General features: G+C 70.6%; 21 protein-coding genes. 16 read left to right on the top strand and 5 right to left on the bottom strand.

Annotated features, from left to right (window positions below; genetic code table 11):
* Positions 1–94: 94 nt before the first annotated feature.
* From AB0N80_RS16305 to AB0N80_RS16285, 5 genes are read left to right on the top strand one after another with little or no spacing between them, the layout of a single operon-like run.
* On the top strand, positions 95–1,141 hold the full coding sequence (locus AB0N80_RS16305) for a BMP family ABC transporter substrate-binding protein (RefSeq protein WP_315995361.1): 1,047 nt from the start codon (positions 95–97) through the stop codon (positions 1,139–1,141).
* A complete protein-coding gene (locus AB0N80_RS16300; RefSeq protein ID WP_315995362.1) occupies positions 1,141–2,673 on the top strand; it encodes an ABC transporter ATP-binding protein in 1,533 nt (510 codons plus the stop codon). Before AB0N80_RS16305 ends, AB0N80_RS16300 begins: the two co-directional genes overlap by 1 nt.
* Positions 2,670–3,758 carry an ABC transporter permease gene (locus tag AB0N80_RS16295; RefSeq protein ID WP_315995363.1) on the top strand — a complete coding sequence of 363 codons (1,089 nt, stop codon included), beginning with the start codon at positions 2,670–2,672 and terminating at the stop codon, positions 3,756–3,758. The genes AB0N80_RS16300 and AB0N80_RS16295 overlap by 4 nt, the downstream gene beginning before the upstream one ends.
* Positions 3,755–5,029 carry an ABC transporter permease gene (locus AB0N80_RS16290; RefSeq protein ID WP_363579459.1) on the top strand — a complete coding sequence of 425 codons (1,275 nt, stop codon included), beginning with the start codon at positions 3,755–3,757 and terminating at the stop codon, positions 5,027–5,029. The genes AB0N80_RS16295 and AB0N80_RS16290 overlap by 4 nt, the downstream gene beginning before the upstream one ends.
* A 4-nt stretch (positions 5,030–5,033) precedes the next feature.
* The gene (locus AB0N80_RS16285; RefSeq protein ID WP_315995365.1) at positions 5,034–6,233 is read left to right on the top strand and encodes an amidohydrolase family protein; all 1,200 of its coding nucleotides are present in this window, start codon (positions 5,034–5,036) and stop codon (positions 6,231–6,233) included.
* Between the two features lie 4 nt (positions 6,234–6,237).
* Here the strand turns inward: AB0N80_RS16285 and AB0N80_RS16280 are convergent, their stop codons facing one another.
* Positions 6,238–6,606 carry a DUF2200 domain-containing protein gene (locus tag AB0N80_RS16280; RefSeq protein WP_363579457.1) on the bottom strand — a complete coding sequence of 123 codons (369 nt, stop codon included), beginning with the start codon at positions 6,604–6,606 and terminating at the stop codon, positions 6,238–6,240.
* A 112-nt stretch (positions 6,607–6,718) separates the two neighbouring features.
* Complete coding sequence (locus AB0N80_RS16275; RefSeq protein WP_363579455.1) at positions 6,719–7,270, bottom strand: helix-turn-helix domain-containing protein; 552 nt, start codon at positions 7,268–7,270, stop codon at positions 6,719–6,721.
* Positions 7,271–7,336: 66 nt separating this feature from the next.
* On the opposite strand from AB0N80_RS16275, the gene AB0N80_RS16270 reads away from it, so the two are divergent.
* Together AB0N80_RS16270 and AB0N80_RS16265 are read left to right on the top strand one after the other, a co-directional pair.
* Complete coding sequence (locus tag AB0N80_RS16270; protein ID WP_363579453.1) at positions 7,337–8,050, top strand: AzlC family ABC transporter permease; 714 nt, start codon at positions 7,337–7,339, stop codon at positions 8,048–8,050.
* Positions 8,047–8,361: an AzlD domain-containing protein gene (locus AB0N80_RS16265; protein ID WP_363579451.1), complete on the top strand. Its 315-nt coding sequence runs from the start codon at positions 8,047–8,049 to the stop codon at positions 8,359–8,361. The genes AB0N80_RS16270 and AB0N80_RS16265 overlap by 4 nt, the downstream gene beginning before the upstream one ends.
* Positions 8,362–8,560: 199 nt before the next feature.
* Here the strand turns inward: AB0N80_RS16265 and AB0N80_RS16260 are convergent, their stop codons facing one another.
* Positions 8,561–11,413, bottom strand: coding sequence for a hypothetical protein (locus AB0N80_RS16260; protein WP_363579449.1), 2,853 nt, complete (start codon positions 11,411–11,413; stop codon positions 8,561–8,563).
* Positions 11,414–12,067: 654 nt separating this feature from the next.
* Between AB0N80_RS16260 and AB0N80_RS16255 the strand changes: the two genes are divergently transcribed.
* From AB0N80_RS16255 to AB0N80_RS16235, 5 genes are all read left to right on the top strand, one after another.
* A complete protein-coding gene (locus AB0N80_RS16255; protein ID WP_363579447.1) occupies positions 12,068–12,466 on the top strand; it encodes a histidinol dehydrogenase in 399 nt (132 codons plus the stop codon).
* A 52-nt stretch (positions 12,467–12,518) separates the two neighbouring features.
* Positions 12,519–12,839, top strand: coding sequence for a ferredoxin (gene fdxA / locus AB0N80_RS16250; RefSeq protein WP_076676249.1), 321 nt, complete (start codon positions 12,519–12,521; stop codon positions 12,837–12,839).
* A gap of 3 nt (positions 12,840–12,842) precedes the next feature.
* Positions 12,843–13,946: a succinyldiaminopimelate transaminase gene (gene dapC, locus AB0N80_RS16245; RefSeq protein WP_363579445.1), complete on the top strand. Its 1,104-nt coding sequence runs from the start codon at positions 12,843–12,845 to the stop codon at positions 13,944–13,946.
* Positions 13,947–14,267: 321 nt separating this feature from the next.
* Entirely contained in the window at positions 14,268–15,563 is a 1,296-nt protein-coding gene (locus tag AB0N80_RS16240; protein ID WP_315995373.1) for a citrate synthase, read from the top strand.
* A 155-nt stretch (positions 15,564–15,718) separates the two neighbouring features.
* Positions 15,719–16,003, top strand: a complete 285-nt coding sequence (locus tag AB0N80_RS16235; protein ID WP_363579443.1) for a hypothetical protein — start codon at positions 15,719–15,721, stop codon at positions 16,001–16,003.
* 88 nt (positions 16,004–16,091) lie between these two features.
* Here AB0N80_RS16235 and dapD read toward each other — a convergent pair whose 3' ends face one another.
* Positions 16,092–17,012, bottom strand: a complete 921-nt coding sequence (gene dapD, locus AB0N80_RS16230) for a 2,3,4,5-tetrahydropyridine-2,6-dicarboxylate N-succinyltransferase (protein ID WP_363579441.1) — start codon at positions 17,010–17,012, stop codon at positions 16,092–16,094.
* Positions 17,013–17,055: 43 nt separating this feature from the next.
* Here dapD and dapE point away from each other — a divergent pair, with 43 nt between their 5' ends.
* From dapE to AB0N80_RS16215, 3 genes are all read left to right on the top strand, one after another.
* Positions 17,056–18,132, top strand: a complete 1,077-nt coding sequence (gene dapE, locus AB0N80_RS16225) for a succinyl-diaminopimelate desuccinylase (RefSeq protein WP_363579439.1) — start codon at positions 17,056–17,058, stop codon at positions 18,130–18,132.
* Positions 18,129–19,352, top strand: coding sequence for a hypothetical protein (locus AB0N80_RS16220; protein ID WP_363579437.1), 1,224 nt, complete (start codon positions 18,129–18,131; stop codon positions 19,350–19,352). The genes dapE and AB0N80_RS16220 overlap by 4 nt, the downstream gene beginning before the upstream one ends.
* 107 nt (positions 19,353–19,459) lie before the next feature.
* Complete coding sequence (locus tag AB0N80_RS16215; protein WP_076490128.1) at positions 19,460–19,633, top strand: DUF3117 domain-containing protein; 174 nt, start codon at positions 19,460–19,462, stop codon at positions 19,631–19,633.
* An 81-nt stretch (positions 19,634–19,714) separates the two neighbouring features.
* Here AB0N80_RS16215 and AB0N80_RS16210 read toward each other — a convergent pair whose 3' ends face one another.
* Positions 19,715–20,353, bottom strand: a complete 639-nt coding sequence (locus AB0N80_RS16210; protein WP_315995378.1) for a class I SAM-dependent methyltransferase — start codon at positions 20,351–20,353, stop codon at positions 19,715–19,717.
* 72 nt (positions 20,354–20,425) lie between these two features.
* On the opposite strand from AB0N80_RS16210, the gene AB0N80_RS16205 reads away from it, so the two are divergent.
* Entirely contained in the window at positions 20,426–20,797 is a 372-nt protein-coding gene (locus AB0N80_RS16205) for a Sec-independent protein translocase TatB (RefSeq protein ID WP_315995379.1), read from the top strand.
* The last annotated feature ends 118 nt before the right edge of the window (positions 20,798–20,915 follow it).

Raw genomic sequence — 20,915 nt, 5'->3', positions numbered from 1 at the left:
AGTAAGGTGACTCTCGGTCGCATCCCCCTCATTCGTCCGACCAGTGTGCAATCGATTACATGACCTGCGCCCCACCCGAACCGAAGGAGTCCCCATGTCACGCCCCCTGACCCGATCCCTGCTCACGATGGGCGGCGTCCTCACCGTCGCCGCTCTGGCGCTCACCGGCTGCGGCGGCAAGACCGCCGACACCGGGTCGGCCTCGGCCGCGTCCGACGGACCGACGATCGCGCTGCTGTACGGCACCACCGGTGACTTCTCCTTCATGGACAGCGCCTACAAGGGGTTCACCGAGGCCCAGCAGGAGGACTCGTTCGCGCCGCTGGAGCTCTCCAGCCCCAACACCGACGACTACCAGGACCGCGTCGACCTCGCCCTGTCGCAGAACGCGTCTCTCGCGATCGGCATCGGCTTCCAGTGGCAGCAGCCCATGTCCGAGACCGCCCACCCCGACACCGCCTTCGTGCAGGTCGACGCCGACACCGGCACGGTCATCGACGACGTCACCACGATCTCCTTCGCGGCCGAGCAGTCGTCCTACCTCGTCGGGGTCGCGGCGGCCCTGGCCTCGACCTCGAAGCACGTCGGCTTCGTCGGCGGAGTGGACCAGCCCAGCATCCAGAACTTCTTCACCGGCTTCGAGGCCGGAGCGAAGTCGGTCGACCCGTCGATCGTCGTCGACAAGACCTACCTCGCGCCCCTCGGCGACTTCACCGGCTTCTCCGACCCGACGAAGGGCAAGGAGGCCGCGGCGTCCATGTACGCCGGCGGCGCCGACGTCGTCTACGCGGCCGCCGGTGGATCCGGTCAGGGCGTCTACGAAGAAGCGGCCGCCAGCTCGACGGATGCCAAGAAGAACTGGGCCATCGGTGTCGACGCCGACGTCTACCAGACGGTCTCCGACACCATCAAGCCGTTCATCCTGACCTCGGCGATCAAGAACGTCGACGTCGCGGTGAAGACCTCGATCTCGGAGTTCCTGGACGGCTCGCTCCAGCCCGGCGAGGTGCGCTACGACCTGTCGAACGACGGTGTCGGATACTCGACCTCGGGTGGCTTCCTCGACGCGTACGCCGACCAGCTCGCCGCGATCGAGAAGGACATCGTCGACGGCAAGATCACGGTTCCGACGGCCCTGTGATGACCGACGAGCAGGAGGTGCTGGTGCGCCTGAGCGGCATCGTGAAGCGCTTCGGGACGTTCACCGCGAACGACCGGATCGACCTCACGGTCCGCGCGGGAAGCGTGCACGCGGTGGTGGGTGAGAACGGCGCGGGCAAGTCGACGCTCATGAAGATCCTCTCCGGCGAGGAGAGCCCCGACGAGGGGACGATCGAGATCGACGGCGCTCCCGTGACCTTCCGCTCGCCGCGCGACGCGCAGGCGGCCGGCATCGGCATCGTGCACCAGCACTTCCTGCTCGCTCCCGCCCTGCGGGTGTGGGAGAACGTCGTCCTCGCCGACGAACCCGGTCCGCCGGTGCTGATCGACGCAGCGCGCGCACGCCGTGAGGTGGGCGAGCTCGCGGAGCGCACCGGCTTCCCGGTCCCCGTCGACGCCGAGACCGAGGATCTCGGCGTCGGTACGCGGCAGCGCGTCGAGATCCTCAAGGTCTTGTACCGCGACGCGCGCATCATCATCCTCGACGAGCCGACCGCGGTGCTCGTCCCCGCCGAGGCCGAGGCCCTCTTCGCCGCGATGCGCGACTTCACGCGCGCCGGCGCGGCGGTCATCTTCATCTCCCACAAGCTCGACGAGGTGCTCTCCTTCGCCGACGACATCACGGTGATCCGCGCGGGTCGGGTGGTCGGCACCGCCGTGCCCGCCGAGACGACTGCGCCCCAGCTGGCGCGGCTGATGGTGGCATCCGAGATGCCCGTCGTGACCCCGCGCGAGTCGCCCGTCTCGGACCGGGTGGTCCTCGAGACGCGCGGGCTGACGGTCGCGGGAACCGAAGCCGTCCCGCTGCTCTCCGACGTCGCCTTCCGCGTGCACGCGGGCGAGATCGTCGGCGTGGCCGGGGTCGAGGGCAACGGGCAGTCCGAACTGCTCGCCGCCCTCATCGGACGAGCGGATGCCACGGGCACGGTGCTCCTCGACGGCGACGACGTCAGCGCGGCGACGACCGTTCAGCGGCGGGCCCGCGGCATGGGCTACATCTCGGAGGACCGCCACCGCGACGGGATCGTGCTGCCACTGCCCCTCCGCGACAACGCCGTGCTCGGCTACCAGCAGCTCGCCCCCGTGCGGCGCGGGCCCTGGTTCTCCCGTGCCGCCGCCGCGAAGGCGGCGGCCGAGATCATCGCGGCCTTCGATGTGCGCGGCGGGGGGCCCGCCACGAGAGCGGCGACCCTGTCGGGTGGAAACCAGCAGAAGTTCATCGTGGGCCGCGAGCTCCTGCGCTCCCCGCGCCTGCTCCTGGCCGCCCACCCCACGCGTGGCGTCGACATCGGCGCGCAGGCCGCGATCTGGAGCGAGCTCACGGCCGCCCGCGACCGCGGCCTCGCGACCCTCCTCGTCTCGGCCGACCTCGACGAGATCCTCGCGCTGTCCGACCGCATCCTGGTGCTGCACCGCGGACGCATCGTGGCCGAGCTCGACGCCCGCGGCGTCGACGCGGGCACCGTCGGCGAGTACATGACCGGCGCGCGCGGCGGGGAGGAGGCCGCATGATCGCCCGCATCCTCCGCACCGTCGCCGGCCCGGTCATCGCGATCGTGCTCGCGCTGGTCGTCACGGCCCTGTTCCTCACCGTGTCCGGATACTCCGCGGCATCCGCCTTCGAGGTGATGTGGACCTACGGCACGACGCCGGAGTCCCTGGCATCCACCGTCAACAACGCCATCCCGCTGTACTTCGCCGGGATCGCGGCGGCCTTCTCGCTGCGCATGGGGCTGTTCAACATCGGTGTCGACGGGCAGTACCGCGTCGCGGCGCTCGTGGGCGCCGTCGTCGCCGCCTCGCTGCCGTTCCCGCTGTGGATCACCCTCCCGCTGACGCTGCTCGCGAGTGCCGCGGCCGGGGCCGCGTGGGCTCTCGTGCCCGCCCTGCTGAAGGTGTACCGCGGGGTGAACGAGGTCATCACCTCGATCCTCATGAACGCGATCGCCACCACGGTCGTCGCCGTGCTGCTGGCCGACGTGTTCCGCTCCGGCGGGGGCCAGAACACCGGCTCGGCGCCGATCGGCGGGAACGGCTCGATGCCCGCGCTCATCGACCTCGGCGGACGCGTGCAGATCTCGGGTTTCCTCCCGCTCGCCGTGCTGCTCGGCATCGGGTTCTTCCTCCTGCACGAGCGCACCGTGTGGGGCTACACCGTGACGGTGGCGAACCTGTCTCCGGATGCCGCGGAGTCCGCCGGCATCTCGGTCCGGCGCCGCATCGTCACCTCGCTTCTCGCCTCGGGCGCCATCGCGGGGCTCGTGGGCCTGCCGCACGTGCTCGGAACCGCGCACCGGCTGGACGGCACCCTTCCGACCGACCTGATGTTCACGGGGCTCGCCGCCGCCCTGCTCGGCCGCTCGCACCCGATCGGCACGGCGCTGGGTGCCCTGGTCCTGGCGTTCGTGGAGCGCAGCGCCCAGGTGCTCGGCATCGTGAAGCTCCCCACCGAGGTCGGCACGCTCTTCCTCGCGGTCGTGCTGCTGAGCTCGGCCCTCGGCTACTGGGTCGTGGAGAACGGCGAGCGTCGTCTGGCGCTCATGGCGGCGATCCGGCGCACCCGCGTCGGTCGTGCGAAGGAGGCGTCGACGAGATGACCGCAGTGACCACCGCCCCCGCGGCGTCCCGCGCCCCCTCCTCGGCGCGCCGACGCGCGCGCAGCGTCCTGTCCTGGGTGCTCCTCGGCTTCGCACTCCTCCTCATCGCGCAATGGGTGTGCGATGCACCCGGCCTGTCGTCCTCGTCGACGTGGGGCTCCGCCCTGCGCCTGACCGTCCCCATCGCCGTCGTGGCCGTCGGCGCGTTGTACTCCGAGCGCGCGGGCGTCATCAACGTCGGCCTCGAGGGCATGATGATCGGCGGAACGTGGGGAGCCGGCCTCTTCGGCTGGTTCGGCGGCCCGTGGGTCGCCCTGATCGGCGGTGTCGTCGGCGGGCTCGTCTTCGGGCTGCTGATGGCGGTGCTGTGCCTGGAGCTCGGCCTGAACCAGCTCGTCGTCGGTGTCGCGATCAACGTGCTCGCCGCGGCCCTCGCCCGCTTCCTCTCCGACATCGTCTTCAGCGGACTCGACGGCGGCAGCGTCGCGCGCTCGCCGCGCATCGAGGGCAACGTCCCGCGCGTGAGTCTGCCGTTCCTCTCCGGCGGCTTCGGCACCCCCGATCCTCTGCGCGACCTCGAGGCCACCGGCATCCCGGTCCTCTCGCCCCTCGCGGGCATCGTCGGCGGTCTCACCCGGGATGTGTCCCTGGCCGCGATCATCGGCCTCGCCCTCATCCCGCTGACCGCGTTCGTGCTGTGGCGCACGCGCTTCGGTCTGCGCATGCGCGCGTCGGGGGAGGAGCCGGCCGCGCTGCAGGCGCTGGGCGGACACGTGCACCGCACGCGCTACCTGGCCGTGCTCGTGGGCAGCGGCATGGCCGGCTTCGCCGGCGGCTACCTCGTGCTCATCTCACAGGGCTATGTCGAGAACCAGGTCGCCGGTCGCGGCTTCATCGGCCTCGCGACCCTCATCTTCGGAAACTGGATGCCGGGAGGTGTCTTCGCGGGATCGGCCCTGTTCGGCTTCAGCGACGCCGTCGGTCTCGGCCGTCCGGAGACCTTCCGCGGCATGCTGTTCGTCCTGGGCGCCGTGTTCGTCGTTCTCGGCGCGGTGCGTCTGCGCCGCCGCCTCGGGGTCCGCGCGGCCGTTCCGTCCCTCATCCTCGGGGCGGTCCTGCTGGTCGCCGCCCTCGTCCTGCCCCTCCCGAGCGCGCTCGCGACGGCCGCCCCGTACCTCGTCACCCTCGCGGTGCTCGTGGTGGCCGGGACGCGTATGCGTCCGCCGCGTGCCCTCGGCAGATTCTTCCCCCGTCAGAACTCCTCGAGGTGATCGCGTGAGCGTCAATGAACTGTCCGGTGTCCACATCTGGGACGGGAACGCGCATCGCGGCGTCGGAGCGGTGGGCTGGAGCGCGGGCCGGATCTCGTCCGTCGACATCACCGCGTCCGCCGGCGACGCGGACCTGACGGTGATCCCCGGTCTGATCGACACGCACGTCCACCTCATCGGCAACGCCTCCGACACCCCGGCCGACTTCCTGTCGTGGCCGCTGACGACGCGCCCCGAGGAGCAGGTGCTCCACGGCCTCGCCCACGCCCGGCGCGCGCTCGCCGTGGGCGTGACGACGGTGCGCGACTTGGCGGCGGACGACATCCAGTTCTCGCTCTCCCGCGCCCTCGAGGCGGGCGTGATCGAGGGTCCTCGCGTGCTCGCGCACGGCCTGGTCAACATGACCGGAGGCCACGGCGACCTCTTCACCCCGCCCGCGGTGGTCGACCGCAAGCCGGTGGCCGACGGCCCCGACGCCTGTCGGGCTCTCGTGCGCCGCTGGGCGCGCTCGGGCGCCGACGGCATCAAGGTCCCCGTCAGCGGTGGGGTGCTCTCCGTCGGCGACAAGGCGTCGTGGCGCAACTACACGGATGCCGAGATCGCGGCGATCGTCGACGAGGCGCACGCGCTGGGGATGCGCGTCGCCGCGCACGCCCATACCGAGGACGGCATCCGCCGCGCCCTCGCCCACGGCGTGGACTCGGTCGAGCACGCGACGAAGCTCACCGCCGCCCTGGCGGCGCAGATGGTCGCCGGCGGCACGACGGTCGCACCGACCCTGCTCATCAACGACCGCATCGCCGATGGATCGGTGCCGGTGGCCCCCGGTCAGCGCGAGATCGCGCAGGAGCTCGTCTCGGGGCGCGACCCCGTCTTCCGCGCCGCCGCGGCGGCCGGGGTGGAGTTCGTCCTCGGCACCGACGCGAACGGTTTCCACGTGGGCTTCGACGACCAATGGGAGGAGCTGCGCGCGATGGCGCGGGTCTTCGACTGGGATGCCGCTCGCGCGCTGCAGTCGGCGACGTCGCGCGCGGCCGCCGCGATCGGCCGTGGCCACGACCTCGGCCGCATCGCCGACGGCTTCGCCGCCGACCTCGTGGTGGTCCGCGGGCGTCCCTGGGAAGACGCGGGGGCGCTCCGCGCCGAGTCGGTCGTCGCCGTCGTGGCGCGCGGACGGCTGGTGGCGGGCTCTCTCCCCGGATAGGGGCTCACCCCGCGGGTGACGAGACGCCCTCTCCGCCCCGAAGGACCTTCGCGAGCGGCCGTCCCTTCGCGAGTTCGTCGACGAGCTTGTCGAGCACGCGGATGCGGTGCATCAGCGGATCCTCGATCTCTTCGACCCGGATGCCGCAGATCACTCCCGTGACCTGATTCGCGTGCGGGTTGAGCGTCGCCTCGTCGAAGAACGCGCGGAAGGTCGTCGTCCCCTCGATGTGCCGCGCGAGGGCGGCGTCGTCGAACCCGGTCAGCCAGCGGATGACGGCATCCAGTTCGTCCTTCGTGCGCCCCTTGCGCTCGACTTTCGCGACGTACAGCGGATAGACCGACGAGATGGTCATGTCGAAGACGCGGGACATGACCCGCACACTACGCCGCGCACCGACCCCTGTCATCGAGCGAGCCCGTCCATCCGAATGCCGTCGGTGAAGCCCGTCCGGCAGGGTCGAGCGGGAGTCACCGGCCAGCGAGTCAGTGCGACTCGACCACGCACACCGCGCTCATACCGGGGGTGAGGGCCTCGAAGACATGCGCGGCATCACCGGCGTACGAGAGGTAATCACCGGGGAAGAGCTCGAAGGGGGCGTCGGCGGGACCGACCCGCCCGCGACCGCTCACCATCACCAGATGCTCGACGGTGCCGCGGGGGTGCGGGTCGGACACGCGCGGCGAGCCCGGCTCGGCACTCAGGAGGTAGATGTCACGGCGGGCGTGCGGAGGGCTCGCCGACAGCAGAACGGCCAAATAGTCGGATGCCGAGGACGGCACCGCCGTGGCTGCTTCTCCGGCGCGGATGAGGGTGGGGGAGCGGATGCCCTCGTCGACGAAGACGGCGAAGGGGACGTCGAGCGCGCTCGCCAGCGCCCAGAGCGTCTCGACGCTGGGGTTGCCGCCGCCGTTCTCGAGCTGGGAGATCGTGGCCTTCGCGACGCCGGCGCGCCGGCCGAGTTCCGAGACGCTGAGGTCGCGTCTCTCGCGCTCGCGCCGGAGCGTCGTCGCGATGCGGTCGCCGAGCTCGGTCATACGTTCATTATGCTCGGCGAACGTTCGACTTGACGAACGACGCGAATGTCGTTCACGATGATGACTATGCGTTCGCTCTCCCGAACACCCGAGGGTGTCGCGGCCCGCCAAGGTCTCGCCGTGGCTCTCGCCACCAGCGCGTACGGCATCTCGTTCGGCGCTTTGTCGGTGGCATCCGGTCTCGATGTCTGGCAGACCTGCGTGCTGAGCCTGCTGATGTTCACGGGTGGGTCGCAGTTCGCCTTCGTCGGGGTGATTGCCGCCGGAGGAGTCGCCGCGGCTCCCGCGGCCATCGCCTCGGCGGTGCTGCTGGGTGCGCGAAACGCGGCCTACGCGATGCGGATGGCCCCGGTGGTGGCGGGAGGCTTCTGGCGCAAGGCCGGCGCGACGCACTTCACGATCGACGAGTCCGTCGCCGTCGGCCTGGCGCAGACCGAGCCGCGCGCGCGTCGAGTCGGGTTCTGGGTCACCGGGGTGGCGATCTGGCTCGGCTGGAACCTTTCGACGCTGCTCGGTGCTCTCCTCGGCGACGTCCTCGGCGACCCGCGCGCGTACGGTCTGGATGCGGCCGCAGCGGCGGCCTTCCTCGCGCTGCTGTGGCCGCGGCTGAGGGGTCGACAGCCTCTCGCGGTCGCGGCCGGCGCCGCCGTCGTCGCGGTCCTGCTCACCCCCGCACTCATGCCCGGTATTCCGGTCATCGCCGCCGCAGGGGTGGCCGTCGCGGTGGGGGTGCTCGACCGGTCGCCCCGTGCGACACCCGACGAGGGGCGGATGCCATGACTCTGTGGACGGCCGTTCTCGCGGCATCGGTGATCTGCCTCGCACTGAAGGCGACGGGATATCTGCTGCCCGCGCACTGGCTGGATGCGCCGCGCCCCGCGCGCGTCGCCGACTTGCTGACCGTCGCGCTCCTGGCGGCCTTGGTCGTCGTGCAGACGCTCGGTGCGGGTCAGGCGGTCGTGGTCGATGCGCGCGTGGCCGCCGTCGGCGTCGCCGCCCTGCTGCTGGGCGTGCGCGCGCCGTTCCTCGTCGTCGTCGCGGGGGCGGCGGCGACCGCGGCGCTGCTGCGCCTCGCGGGCTGGGCGTCCTGACGGCCCGCGGGCGAGTCGATGGTCGCCGCGGTCTCGAACGTTCGAGGATGCGCGAGGCGATGAGGCCGAGCGAGACGGCGCGCGGTGGATGTCCCGGCCGAGGGGCGGATGCCGCAGCACCCGCCCCTCGGATCATCTGCGAGAACGGGCTCCCGCCCGGGAATTGGTGGGAGCCCGTCTCTTCACGCGGACAGGGCGATCAGCCGTTGGCGCTCGTCCCAGACGGGGACGAGCTGCCGGGCGCGTTGTCGGACGGCGCGGGCTCGGCAGCGTGCAGAACAGGAGCATCGGCAGCCGTCGGCTGCGGGGGCTGCTGTCCGTCGGATGCCTGGGGTCCGGCGGGAGCGTGAAAGCCCGACAGTGACTGCGTCGTGATCTGGCTTGGCGCGACGCGGCGCGGGTAGACCGTCCACGACGAGTGACTCGCCGGCGAGATCTGCGTGACGACGCCCCTGATGGAGGCCATCTCGACCGGCGTCGCCGAGTCCGTCTGCGTGCCATCGCCCAGCTGGCCGTCGCCGTTTCCGCCCCATGACATCACGGTTCCCGACGACGTCAGTGCGTATCCGCTCACGACGCCCGCGGAGATGTCGACGATGTCCGTGAGACCGTTGACCGTCCGGGGCGAGCCCGAGGCAGCCAGGCTGGTGTCCGGCTCGCCGGTTCCGAGTTGCCCATACGTGTTCGTGCCCATTGAGCGAACCTCGCCGCTGGTGGTGCGGACAAAGACCGTGAACTCCGCGCAGGCGATCTGCGCCGCCTCTTCCGTCAACGCTTCTGCCCGCAGCGGCCTCCGGGAGAAACTATAGGAGCCGTACCATCCGAGGCCGAGCTGCCCGACGGCGTTGTCACCCCAACCCCAGACTTGACCGTTCCGAAGGAGCACGTGTGCCGAGCTGGCCGCGGCTGTGATCGCCGAGATGTCCGTCAGGGTGTCATCCAAGACATGTGGCTGCCATGTGTAGTCATCGAGGACGAGCCTGCCCAGCTGACCGCGGTCATTCCCTCCCCAACTCGCCACTTTGCCGTCTGCGAGGGCATAACCGGTGAAGCGTCCGGCTGCGATCTGATCGACACCGTTCAGCCCATGGATGAGCATCGGAGTATCGAAGACGGAGTCGTACGACACCTTGTCAGACCCGATCTGGCCGTAATCGTTCCGACCCCACGCGAAGACGAATCCGCCCTGGTCGGCCGAAGTGAGCGCCAGAGCCCAATCCCGTCCGGCTGCGATCTGCACGATGTCGTTCAGACCCGGTATCTGGGCCCAGGTGGTCCTCGTCGTCAGCTGTCCGGTGCCGTCCGCGAGCTGCCCCGCGCTGTTCGACCCGGCCGACCACACGGTGCCGTCGCTGAGCAGCACGAGGGTGAAGGCCGCTCCGGCGGCGACCTGAACGATCGGCTTCGGAAAGATCCGGGGGAGCTGATCCGGCTTCGATGACCAGTTCCCCGCCTGTCCACTGCCGAACTGGCCGGAGTTGTTGACGCCTACGGCGTATGCGTTCGCGCCGCGCACGTTGATTAGGCGCGAGTCGCTGGAGTAACCCGACTTTGCTTGCACAGGGACGACGGTTCCCGGAATCGTCCACCGGTCTGCCGCGACGAGCGCGTACGCCTCGTTGCCCTTGGTGTAGAGGGCGTTCAGGGTGAGGCCCGGCGTGTTGAAGTGGATGTCCTGGGCAGGCCAGGGATCGCCATGGGCGCTCGCGACCCGTGCGTAGAACCACGCGTCTTCACCGGCCGTCAGGTACGTAGGGTCGTAGCGGATGATCTCGACGCGTCGGTCCTCGACGAGCAGGTAGGAGGACGTGCCCGTGGTGGACGACGCCCCGAGACGCGCGACCCCATCGGTGCCTGGGGTGGTGACGGGCGAGGTGCGGGTGGTGGTCGTTCCGTCTCCGACGATGCCCGCGCCGTTGCCGCCCCATGAGCGGATCTCGCCGTTGGACAGCAGGGCGCGAGCGCTGTCACCGTTCGCGGCGATGTCGACGACGTTCTGCAGGCCGGGGATGGCGATGGGCCGGTTCCTGTTGTCGGTCGTGCCGTCGCCCAGCTGACCGACGTTGTTGCGCCCCCAGGCCCACACCGTGCCGTCGCCGAGGAGGGCGTAAACGGACTGATGCCCCGCGGCGATTCGGACGACGCCGGCGACGCCAGCCTGATGCGTCCAGGTCGCCCAGTTCCAACCGTCTTCGTCTCCGCCCGTGCCATTGCCCCACTGACCCTTGTCACTGCTCCCCCATACGAAGACGTAGCCGTCCTCAGTGAGGGCGTAGCCCGTCTTGTCTCCGGCCGCGATCTGCACGATGCCCCGCAGTTTGCGGACCGTTTGGTCGCCGATCTGTCCGTGGTCATCGGAGCCGACAGCCCAGACCACACCTTCGCGATCAAGGACCATCACGAAGTCGTCGCCCGCCGCGACCGCCACCATGCCGGACGTCACCAGCTGGGGGGTGAGCTGATCGTCGGTCGTACCGGTCCCCAACTGCCCGGCCTCGTTGGCGCCCCACGCGTACAGGTAGCCGTTCGCCAGCAGCACGTACGCTGATTGACGCCCCGCGGCGATCTGCACGGGGGCGGTATCGTCGGACGTGCCCCACCAGGGGCGGTTCTCCGGGTCGTCGTTCGCGCTGCCGCCGAGGTCGACCCAGGTCGATCGATCGGTCCTGTCGCCGAGGCCCAGTTGCCCGCGGTCGTTGGCGCCGATGACGGAGATGACGTTGCGGTCGGCGCTCCACGCGATGGAGAAGTCCGCACCCGACACCACGGTCTCGAGCGTCCCGCGGAACGACCGCGACAGTTGCTCCACGCTCGCGCCATACGCGGCAGTTGATCCGGTGCCGAGGTGGCCCTTGGTGTTGTCACCGAGACCGTAGGCATTCGACCCCGCGATCTGTATTCCCATCGATGCGGTGACGGAGTGTCCCTTGTATGCGGCCTGCGCGTTCTCGCTGGTGGAGGTTCCGGGGCGCTCCCAGGGGTCAGTGGACGTCAAGGTCGCCGTGGCGATGCCGCTGCTGTCGGTGAGGACCGACGTCGGCGAGATGGTCACGTTCGCCGACGAGGAGAACGTCACGAGGGTTCCGACCGCCGGCTTTCCGTCGGTGAACACGCTTGCCTGCACGGGCGCAGAGGCGCCGGCTTCGAGCGAGTCGGGCCCGTTGAAGTTGATAGTGATCGACCAGGCATCGGACGCCGCCGCGGCAGCGGGGATCGCGGTCGCCGTGACGATGGCGGGGACGGCCCACGCACCGCTTGCGATGAGCGTGCGGCGCGAGACGCTCGGTCCGGCTTGCGCGAGTGAGTCGGGTGTCGAGGAAGGGGGCGTGGGCGAGAGAGAACTCATCAGGGTTCCTTTGGTCATGGCGACAGCGATGCCCTCAGCGTGCCGCTCGCCGGCCGTGTCCGAGACCGCGCCGGGAGGTTGTGCGAGGCGGGGTGAGCACGTTTGGGCGAGGTTTTCCCGGCATCTACGTGTCCTCGTTCGTCATGGATTCACCCGCGAGAGTCGAGTCGGCCGCGGTGGTTTCACCCGCGGCGCCTCGTGGATCCTGATGCCGGCAGCCCGTCCGATCGGGCTTCCGCGGCCGGTCATGCCGGGCCAGGCTCCCTCGACCTCGCGTGTCAGGGCAACAGAGGCAGAGGGGGTGTGCCGCGCGACCGTGCTCACAGCCGCGCCATCGGCGGCGACCGTAGGATCGGACTCGTGAAGTACGGCATTCTCCGCGTCGTCGGCTGGATCGTCGCGGCGGCGATCGGTTCCTTCTACGGCGCGGCCGGCACGGTGACCCAGGCGTTCCTCCTCGGTCCGGTCCCCGTGGGCCTGCTGCTCGCGACGGTCGGCAGCGCCGCCCTGCTCATCGCGCTGCGCACCCTGACGGGCGACCGCGTGAACGCCCTGGCCGGTGGGCTCGGGATCACACTCGCGACCTACGTGTTCTCGCAGGTCGGCCCCGGCGGATCGGCGATCGTGGCCGCCCCGACCGCGGGGACCGAGTGGATTCCGCTCGTGTGGACGGTCGTGGGTCCCGCGCTCATGGTGCTCGTGGCGTTGTGGCCCGACTTCTCCCGGCTCCCGGCCCCGGCTCGTACCAGCGGATCATAGGTCCGCGGCTCGGCGGAAGGGCCGTGCGCCGCAGCGCGATTAGACTGGGCGCGTGACTTACGTGATCGCCCTCCCGTGTGTCGATGTGAAAGACCGCGCCTGCATCGACGAGTGTCCGGTCGACTGCATCTACGAAGGCGAGCGGTCGCTCTACATCCACCCCGACGAATGCGTCGACTGCGGTGCGTGCGAGCCGGTCTGCCCCGTCGAGGCGATCTACTACGAGGACGACTTGCCCGAGGAGTGGTCCGACTACTACAAGGCCAACGTCGAGTTCTTCGACGACATCGGATCTCCCGGTGGCGCGGCCAAGGTCGGCGTGATCGCCAAGGATCACCCGGTCGTGTCGTCGCTGCCCCCGCAGAGTCACTGAGCCGTGGGCGTCGCCGACCTCGCCGACTACCCCTGGGACGCGGTCGCCCCCTACGCGGAGCGTGCGCGACGGCATCCTGACGGGATCGTCGACCTGTCGGTCGGTTCACCCGTCGATCCGACGCCCACCGTCATCGCCGATGCCCTCGCCGATGCGACCGACGCGCACGCCTACCCGCAGACCGCGGGGACGCCCGCGCTGCGCGAGGCCATCGCGGAGTGGTACCACCGCCGGCGCGGGGTTCCCGCACTGAACGCCACGCACGTGCTCCCGACCGTGGGGTCGAAGGAACTCGTGGCCCTGCTGCCGCTGCTGCTCGACCTCGGTCCGGGCGATGCGGTCGTTCACCCGCGCGCCGCCTACCCCACGTACGAGGTCGGCGCCCGTCTCGTCGGCGCCGAGGCCGTGGCATCCGACGATCCGCAGGAATGGCCGGAGAACACGCGGCTCGTCTGGATCAACTCACCGGGAAACCCCGACGGGCGCGTGCTCTCCGTCGCCGAGCTCCGGGATGCCGTGCTTCGGGCGCGCGAACTCGGAGCCGTCCTCGCCTCCGACGAGTGCTACGCCGAGCTGGGCTGGGAGGCGCCGTGGGACGCGCAGCGCGTGCCCAGCGTGCTCGACCCCGCCGTCGTGGGCGATGACCTCACCGGGGTGCTGTCGGTGTACTCGCTCAGCAAGCAGTCGAACCTCGCGGGGTACCGCGCGGCGTTCCTCGCCGGCGACCCCGCGCTCGTCACGCGCCTGCTGACCGGCCGCAAGCACCTGGGCCTCATGCCCCCCGCGCCCGTGCAGCGCGCGATGACCGTCGCCCTGGGCGACGACGCCCACGTCGAGGAGCAGCGCGAGCGCTACGCCCGACGTCGGGCAGTACTCAAGCCCGCCGTCGAGGCGGCCGGGTTCACGATCGACCACAGCGAGGGCGGGTTGTACCTCTGGGCGACCGAGGGTCGCGACGCGTGGGAGAGCGTCGGGCGTCTGGCCGACCTCGGCATCCTCGTGGGACCGGGGCATTTCTACGGCACGCACTTCCCGAACCACGTGCGGTTCTCGTTGACGGCGACGGACGAGCGGATCGCCGCGGCGGCGGAGCGCCTGGCAGGCTGAGCGAGCCGGGAGCCCGCGAGCTGCGGGGGCGGTGACTCGTCCACGCGCGCTGCCGGCCGACCCGCCCGGGCTGCAGCGTCGTGGTGGACGGCATCCGGTGCGCTGATCAGGAGGATCCCTCCATTCGATGGGGGGATCCTTTGGCGGTGTCATCTGTACGTCGGCGTGCCTACTAGGCTGTAAAAGCACTGTGTCCGGGTACCTTCCGTGCGCGTGCCGACCCGGAGGCCATACCCGTGGCATCCACCGGTCGAGAAGACCGCGGGTGCCGCCGCTCCCGCGATCGACCACATGGGCGACCAGAAATCGCAAGGAGGCGCGGTGAGCGACGCGGGCACGCAGCAGGACAAGGCCACTCTGACGGTAGGGGGCTCCACCGCCGAATTCCCGGTCCTGCGAGGCACCGACGGCGTCCCGAGCATCGACATCGCGTCGCTGACGAAGCAGACGGGGCACACCACTCTCGACTACGGCTTCGTCAACACCGCGTCGACGAAGTCGGACATCACCTTCATCGACGGCGACCAGGGGATCCTGCGCTACCGCGGGTACCCCATCGAGCAGCTGGCGAAGAACAGCACCTACCTCGAGGTCGCCTGGCTGCTGATTTACGGCGAGCTGCCCTCGGCATCCGAGCTGGCGTCGTTCGACGAGCGCATCCGCCGTCACACGCTCCTGCACGAAGACCTCAAGCGCTTCTTCTCGGCGCTGCCGCCGACCGCGCATCCCATGTCGGTGCTGTCGGCCGCGACCGCCGCGCTCTCGACCTACTACGAGGCCGAGTCCGACCCGCACAACCCCGAGCACGTCGAGCTCAACACCGTGCGCATGCTCGCCAAGCTCCCGGTGATCGCGGCATACGCGCACAAGAAGAGCATCGGCCAGGCGTTCCTGTACCCCGACAACTCGCTCGGCTTCGTCGACAACTTCCTGAAGCTCAACTTCGGCGTGCTGAGCGAGATCTACCAGGTCAACCCGGTCATGACGAAGGCGCTCGACCTTCTTCTCATGCTGCACGCCGACCACGAGCAGAACGCCTCGACCTCGACGGTGCGTCTTGTCGGCTCGACCGGGGCGAACCAGTTCGCGTCGATCTCCGCCGGCATCCAGGCCCTCTCCGGCCCGCTGCACGGCGGCGCGAACGAGGCCGTGCTGCAGATGCTCGGCCGCATCCGCGATTCCGGCGAGAGCGTCGAGCGCTTCGTCGAGCGGGTGAAGAACAAGGAAGAGGGCGTGAAGCTCATGGGCTTCGGCCACCGGGTCTACAAGAACTACGACCCGCGCGCCAAGCTCGTCAAGGAAGCCGCCGACGAGGTCCTCGAGGCCCTGGGCGTCAGCGACCCGCTCCTCGACCTCGCGAAGGAGCTCGAGCAGATCGCGCTGCAGGACGACTACTTCAAGGAGCGTCGCCTGTACCCGAACGTCGATTTCTACACCGGCGTTATCTACAAGGCGATGGGCTTCCCGACCCGCATGTTCACCGTGCTGTTCGCCATCGGGCGCCTGCCCGGCTGGCTCGCGCAGTGGCGCGAGGCCATCACCGACCCGCAGACGAAGATCGGCCGCCCGCAGCAGCTGTACACGGGTGCCGCGGAGCGGAACTACCCCGGCGTCTGACCGGCACGCGGAACGCCCCGTCCCTCTCGCGAGGGTCGGGGCGTTCTGCTGTGCGGGCTGGCCTTCCGGCGGTTCAGTGGCCGCGACAGCGGGCATAAACGGCATCCGTGTGCAGAAACGCGGGGACGGGGTGTTTCTGCCGATGAACAGCGTTTATGTGTCGGGCAAGGCGCGGGTCGCGATCGCTGCCCGAGGTACGCCGGGACCGACTGTCGACCATCACCCCCGGCGCGATCGTGTGGATCGTGGCGGCCGCGGTGGGAATCACCCTGACCGAGGTGGACGCGGGCGTCCTGACATCGCTCGCCCCCTCGGTGACGGTTCTGATCGCGGGCGTGGGTGCCGTGCTCGTGTTCCGCACCTGGCCGCCACGCTCCATCGAGGAGAACGGCACGGATGCCGCCGACTCGCTCGAACTCGACGAGCAGCACCTGCGCTGACCGGCATCACCGCGCCCGGCCCCGCCCCCTTTGGAATGGGGCGGGGCAGGGCTGCGCGAGCGGTGCGGCTCCGGCTGCCCGGCCCGGGTCAGGCGTGCAGCGCCTCGTTCAGGGTGACACCGACACCGGCGCGGGCCGACGCCTCGACGGCGCCGGTGAGGGAGTTGCGGCGGAACAGGATGCCGTCGCGGCCCGACAGCTCGCCGGCCTTGACCGTCTCGTCGCCGACGCGCACCTTCGTTCCGGCCGTGACGTAGAGGCCGGCCTCGACGACGCAGTCGTCGCCGAGCGAGATGCCGATGCCGGCGTTCGCGCCGAGGAGCGTGCGCGCCCCGATCGAGACGCGGTGCGTTCCTCCGCCCGACAGGGTGCCCATGATCGAGGCGCCGCCGCCGATGTCGGTGCCGTCGCCGATCACGACGCCCTGCGAGACGCGGCCTTCGATCATCGACGAGCCGAGCGTGCCGGCGTTGAAGTTGACGAAGCCCTCGTGCATGACGGTCGTGCCGGGGGAGAGGTGCGCACCGAGCCGCACGCGCGAGGCGTCGGCGATGCGGACGCCCGCGGGCAGGACGTAGTCGGTGAGGCGCGGGAACTTGTCGAGCCCCTGGAGCTGGATGCCGTGCCGCTTGAGCTGCGGGAGAGCACGCGCCGCGGTCTCGGGATGCATCGGGCCGGCGGTGGTCCACGCGACGTTGGGGAGGTGCCCGAAGATGCCGTCGAGGTTGATTTCGTTGGGGCGCACGAGCAGGTGCGACAGCGCGTGCAGACGGAGGTACGCGTCAGCCGTCGAGGCGGGGGCCGCATCGACGTCGATGGTGAGGGCGATCGCCTCGACGACGACATCGCGTCGCTCGTCCGCCCCGGCCGAGGGCTCCAACGCCGCGACGGCGGCATCCAGGTCACCGGGGTCGCCGAGGACGGGGTTCGGGAACCAGGCGTCGAGCACCGTCCCGTCGGTGGTCCGTGTCGAGAGGCCGGCAGCGCTGATGCGTCGTTCGTTGCTCACAGGCCCAGGCTACCGGCGGGACCGCGTGTGAAATGATCGGGGCATGGCCGCGCTCGATCTGACCTCCTCCTCCGTCGCCCTCACGCGGGCCATCTGCGACATCCACAGCGAGTCGGGCGACGAGACCACGCTGGCCGATGCGATCGAGGCCGCGGTCTCCGCCCACGACCACCTCGACGTCGTTCGCGACGGCGACACGATCGTCGCCCGCACCGCCCTGGGTCGTGAGCGCCGGGTGGTCATCGCCGGGCACATCGACACCGTTCCCATCAACCGCAACCTGCCCGTCGAAGAACGCGAGATCGAGGGCGAGGCCTACCTCTGGGGACGCGGCACGGTCGACATGAAGGCCGGGGTCGCGGTGCAGCTGAAGCTGGCGGCCGAACTCACCGAGCCCGGGGTCGACATCACCTGGATGTGGTACGACCACGAAGAGGTCGACTCCTCGCTCAACGGCCTCGGCCGCCTGTCCCGCAACCGTCCCGACCTCTTCGCGGGCGACTTCGCGATCCTCGGCGAGCCCAGCAACGGCGAGGTCGAGGGCGGATGCAACGGCACGCTGCGTGCGCTCGTCCGTACCGACGGCGTGCGGGCCCACAGCGCCCGGTCGTGGATCGGCGAGAACGCCATTCACAAGGCGGCGCCCATCCTCGCCCGGCTCGCCGAGTACCGCGCCCGTGAGATCGAGGTCGAGGGTCTCGTCTACCGCGAGGGGCTGAATGCGGTCCGCATCACGGGAGGCGTCGCGGGCAACGTCATCCCCGACGCCTGCGAGGTCGAGGTCAACTACCGCTTCGCTCCCAGCCGCGACGCGGCCTCCGCGTCGCGCGTCGTCCACGATGTCTTCACCGGCTTCGAGGTCGAGATCGTCGACATCGCCGAGGGGGCGCGACCGGGTCTCGACGCGGAACTCGCGAAGGAGTTCGTGGAAGCCGTGGGCGCCACGCCGAAGCCCAAGTACGGCTGGACCGACGTGGCGCGGTTCTCGGCCCTCGGCATCCCGGCCGTCAACTACGGCCCCGGCGACCCGCACCTCGCGCACCACGACGAGGAGCGCGTGCCGGTCGCGCAGATCGATGCCGTCGAGCGGGGTCTGCGCGCCTGGCTGAGCGGGTCGTGACCGCCGCGGCCACGATCTCCGCTCCCGTGCGCGCATGGGAGCGTCTGCCCGTCGCCGCACGTATCGCGCTGATCTACGTCGCGGCGCGGCTGGTGACCACCGGCTTCTTCCTCCTCGCATCGGCCCTGTCGGGCCCGGGCTCGCGGTACGGCGTCTCCCCGTCGCTCGGTGACCTGGCCCTCGGGTGGGATGCGCAGTGGTACTGGTTCGCGGCGGTGTCGGGGTATCCCGAGCATCTGCCGATCACCACGACGGGCAACGTGGCGGAGAACGCCTGGGCGTTCATGCCGCTGTACGCCTTCCTCTCCGCCGGCCTGGGGTCGCTCCTCGGTTCGTGGGGCGCGGGAGCCGTCGCGATCTCGCTGGCGGCGGGCTACGGCGCGAGCGTCATGCTGTATGCGCTCCTGCGCGAACGGATCGGCGGATCCGCGGCGATGTGGGCCGTCGTGTTCTTCGCGAGCGGCCCGCTCGCCGCTCTGTTCCAGGTCGGCTACGCGGAGGCGCTCTTCCTCTTCCTCCTCTTCCTGGCGCTGTGGTGCGTCCAGCAGCGACGGTGGGGGTGGCTCTACGTGCTCGTGCCCGTCATGGGCTTCACGCGCCCCGGTGCGCTGGCCTTCGCGCTCTTCCTCGGGCTCTACGGCATCCATCGTTTCCTGCGTCGCCGCGCCGAGCCGCTTCCAGTGTCGGAGATCGTGCACGTCGTCGCGCTGGGCGCGCTGTCGAGCGTGGTGGGGTTCGCCTGGCAGGCGATCGCGGCGGTGGTGACCGGGCAACCGAGCGCCTACCTCGCGACCGAGCTGGCCTGGCGCCGCAACTGGATCGCGGATGCCGGCGGCACCTTCGTCCCCGTGGAGGGGTGGGTGCAGGGGGCCCGGTTCTGGTTCACCCAGTGGGGGCTCGGGCCGCTCGCGGGCGTGATCGCCCTCGTGCTGCTCGTCGGCGGCATCACCGTCGCGCTCGTGGTGCTGCCGCAGGTGCGTGCGCTCGGGATCGAGGTGCGCCTCTGGTCGGCGAGCTATCTGATCTACCTGCTGCTGGTGTTCTTCCCGCAGTCGAGCATCTTCCGCCTCCTGGTCCCGGTGTCGCCGCTATGGGGGGCACTCGCGATCCCGCGCTCTCGCGCCTGGCGCCTCGGCGTGCTCGCCGTGGCCCTGCTCGGTCAGTGGTGGTGGATCTACAACATGTACGCGCTGGGGAACGCCTTCTGGCAGATCCCCTGAACGCGGTTCCGCGCCGGCGCAGATGACGGGCGGGGACGGCGATACGTCGAGCGCGCGCGCCGACACAGTAAACTACTTCACAGACCAACGAGGAAAAGGGGGCCGCGATGGCAGCCATGAAGCCGCGTACCGGCGACGGACCGATGGAGGCCGTGAAGGAGGGCCGGTTGATCATCGTGCGCGTGCCGCTCGAGGGCGGCGGGCGTCTCGTCGTCTCGGTGAACGACGCCGAGGCGAAGGAACTCTACGACGTGCTCGGCGGTGTCGTCGGCGCCGCCTGACGAACATCTCCGCACGAAGGCCGGTCCCCACGGGGGCCGGCCTTCGTCGTGTCGGCGGGGCGACGTCGTGTCGGCGGGGCCTCAGGCGTCGGTCGGGCGCGTCGTGAGCTGCAGCAGGCCCTCGCCGGTCGTGGAGAGGGCGCCGATGACGGCGGGGGAGGCCTGGACCTCCTGGATCAGGGAGCGGTAGGCCGTGGTCACGGCGTCGCGGCGAACGGGATCGGCCACCGCGCCACCCGCGAGCACGCGCGGGATGAGCACCGTTCCGCCGGCGCGCACCAGGCGGAGACCGTACTCCACGTATTCGATGACGCCCTCGGGGTCGGCGTCGATGAAGACGATGTCGTACGACGCCTCGTTCATGCGCGGGAGGACGTCGGAGGCGCGGCCCGTGATGAAGCGGGCGCGAGCTGCGGGCACGCGCGCGTCGAGGAAGGCCTGACGGGCGGCGCCGAGGTGCTCGGGCTCGCTGTCGATGGTCGTGATCGTCGCGCGCGGGGAGCCGTGCAGCAGCCAGAGTCCGGAGACACCGCCGCCGGTTCCGACCTCGACGATGTTCAGGGCGCGCGACGCCGCCGAGATCACGGCCGCCTGTGCGCCGACGGCGGGGCTCACGGGCGCAGCGCCCAGTTCGAGCGCGTGCGCCCGGGCGCGAGCGATGTGCTCGGGCTCGACCGTCGACTCCTGCACGAACCGTTCGTTCGCCTGTTGACCGCTCACGTGGACCTCCTCGACTCAGGCTAGACGGACGAAGGGTGCGCACCCCCCAGGCGCGGCCGGTAATCTGGTGCCATGTTCTTCGGCCTCACGATCGAGAAGCTGCTGCTGATCGGCGTGATCGCCGCCGTCCTCGTGGGCCCCGAGCGGCTCCCGCGCTACGCGGAGACGCTCGCCAAGTTCACCAAGCGCGCCAAAGAGACGCTGCAGGGGGCCCGGACGCGCATGCGCGACGAGATGGGCCCCGAGTTCGACGACGTCGACTGGAAGAAGCTCGACCCGCGTCAGTACGACCCGCGGCGCATCATCCGCGAGGCGCTGCTCGACGACACTCCCACGGCGACCATGCGGGCGGCAGGCGCCGCCGCGCTCGCGGCGAAGCCGAAGCCGACCGTGCCGCCGTTCGCGCCCGGCGAGCGCCCGCCCTTCGACGACGAAGCGACCTGAGCCGGGGCTCGTGAGGGAGGTCCCGGAGCGTGTCGAAGGGACCGGTGCCGCCCTGCGGCGGTGGCTTCGACGGGCTCAGCCACCTGGCGTGGGCGTGTGCAGGCGGTAGCTTCGACAG

Origin of the sequence: Microbacterium sp. NPDC089188 (assembly GCF_040685155.1) — a bacterium.
Classification (GTDB): domain Bacteria; phylum Actinomycetota; class Actinomycetes; order Actinomycetales; family Microbacteriaceae; genus Microbacterium; species Microbacterium galbum.
Note: the sequence above shows the minus strand (reverse complement) of the source record. Positions and strands in the feature narration are given on the sequence as shown.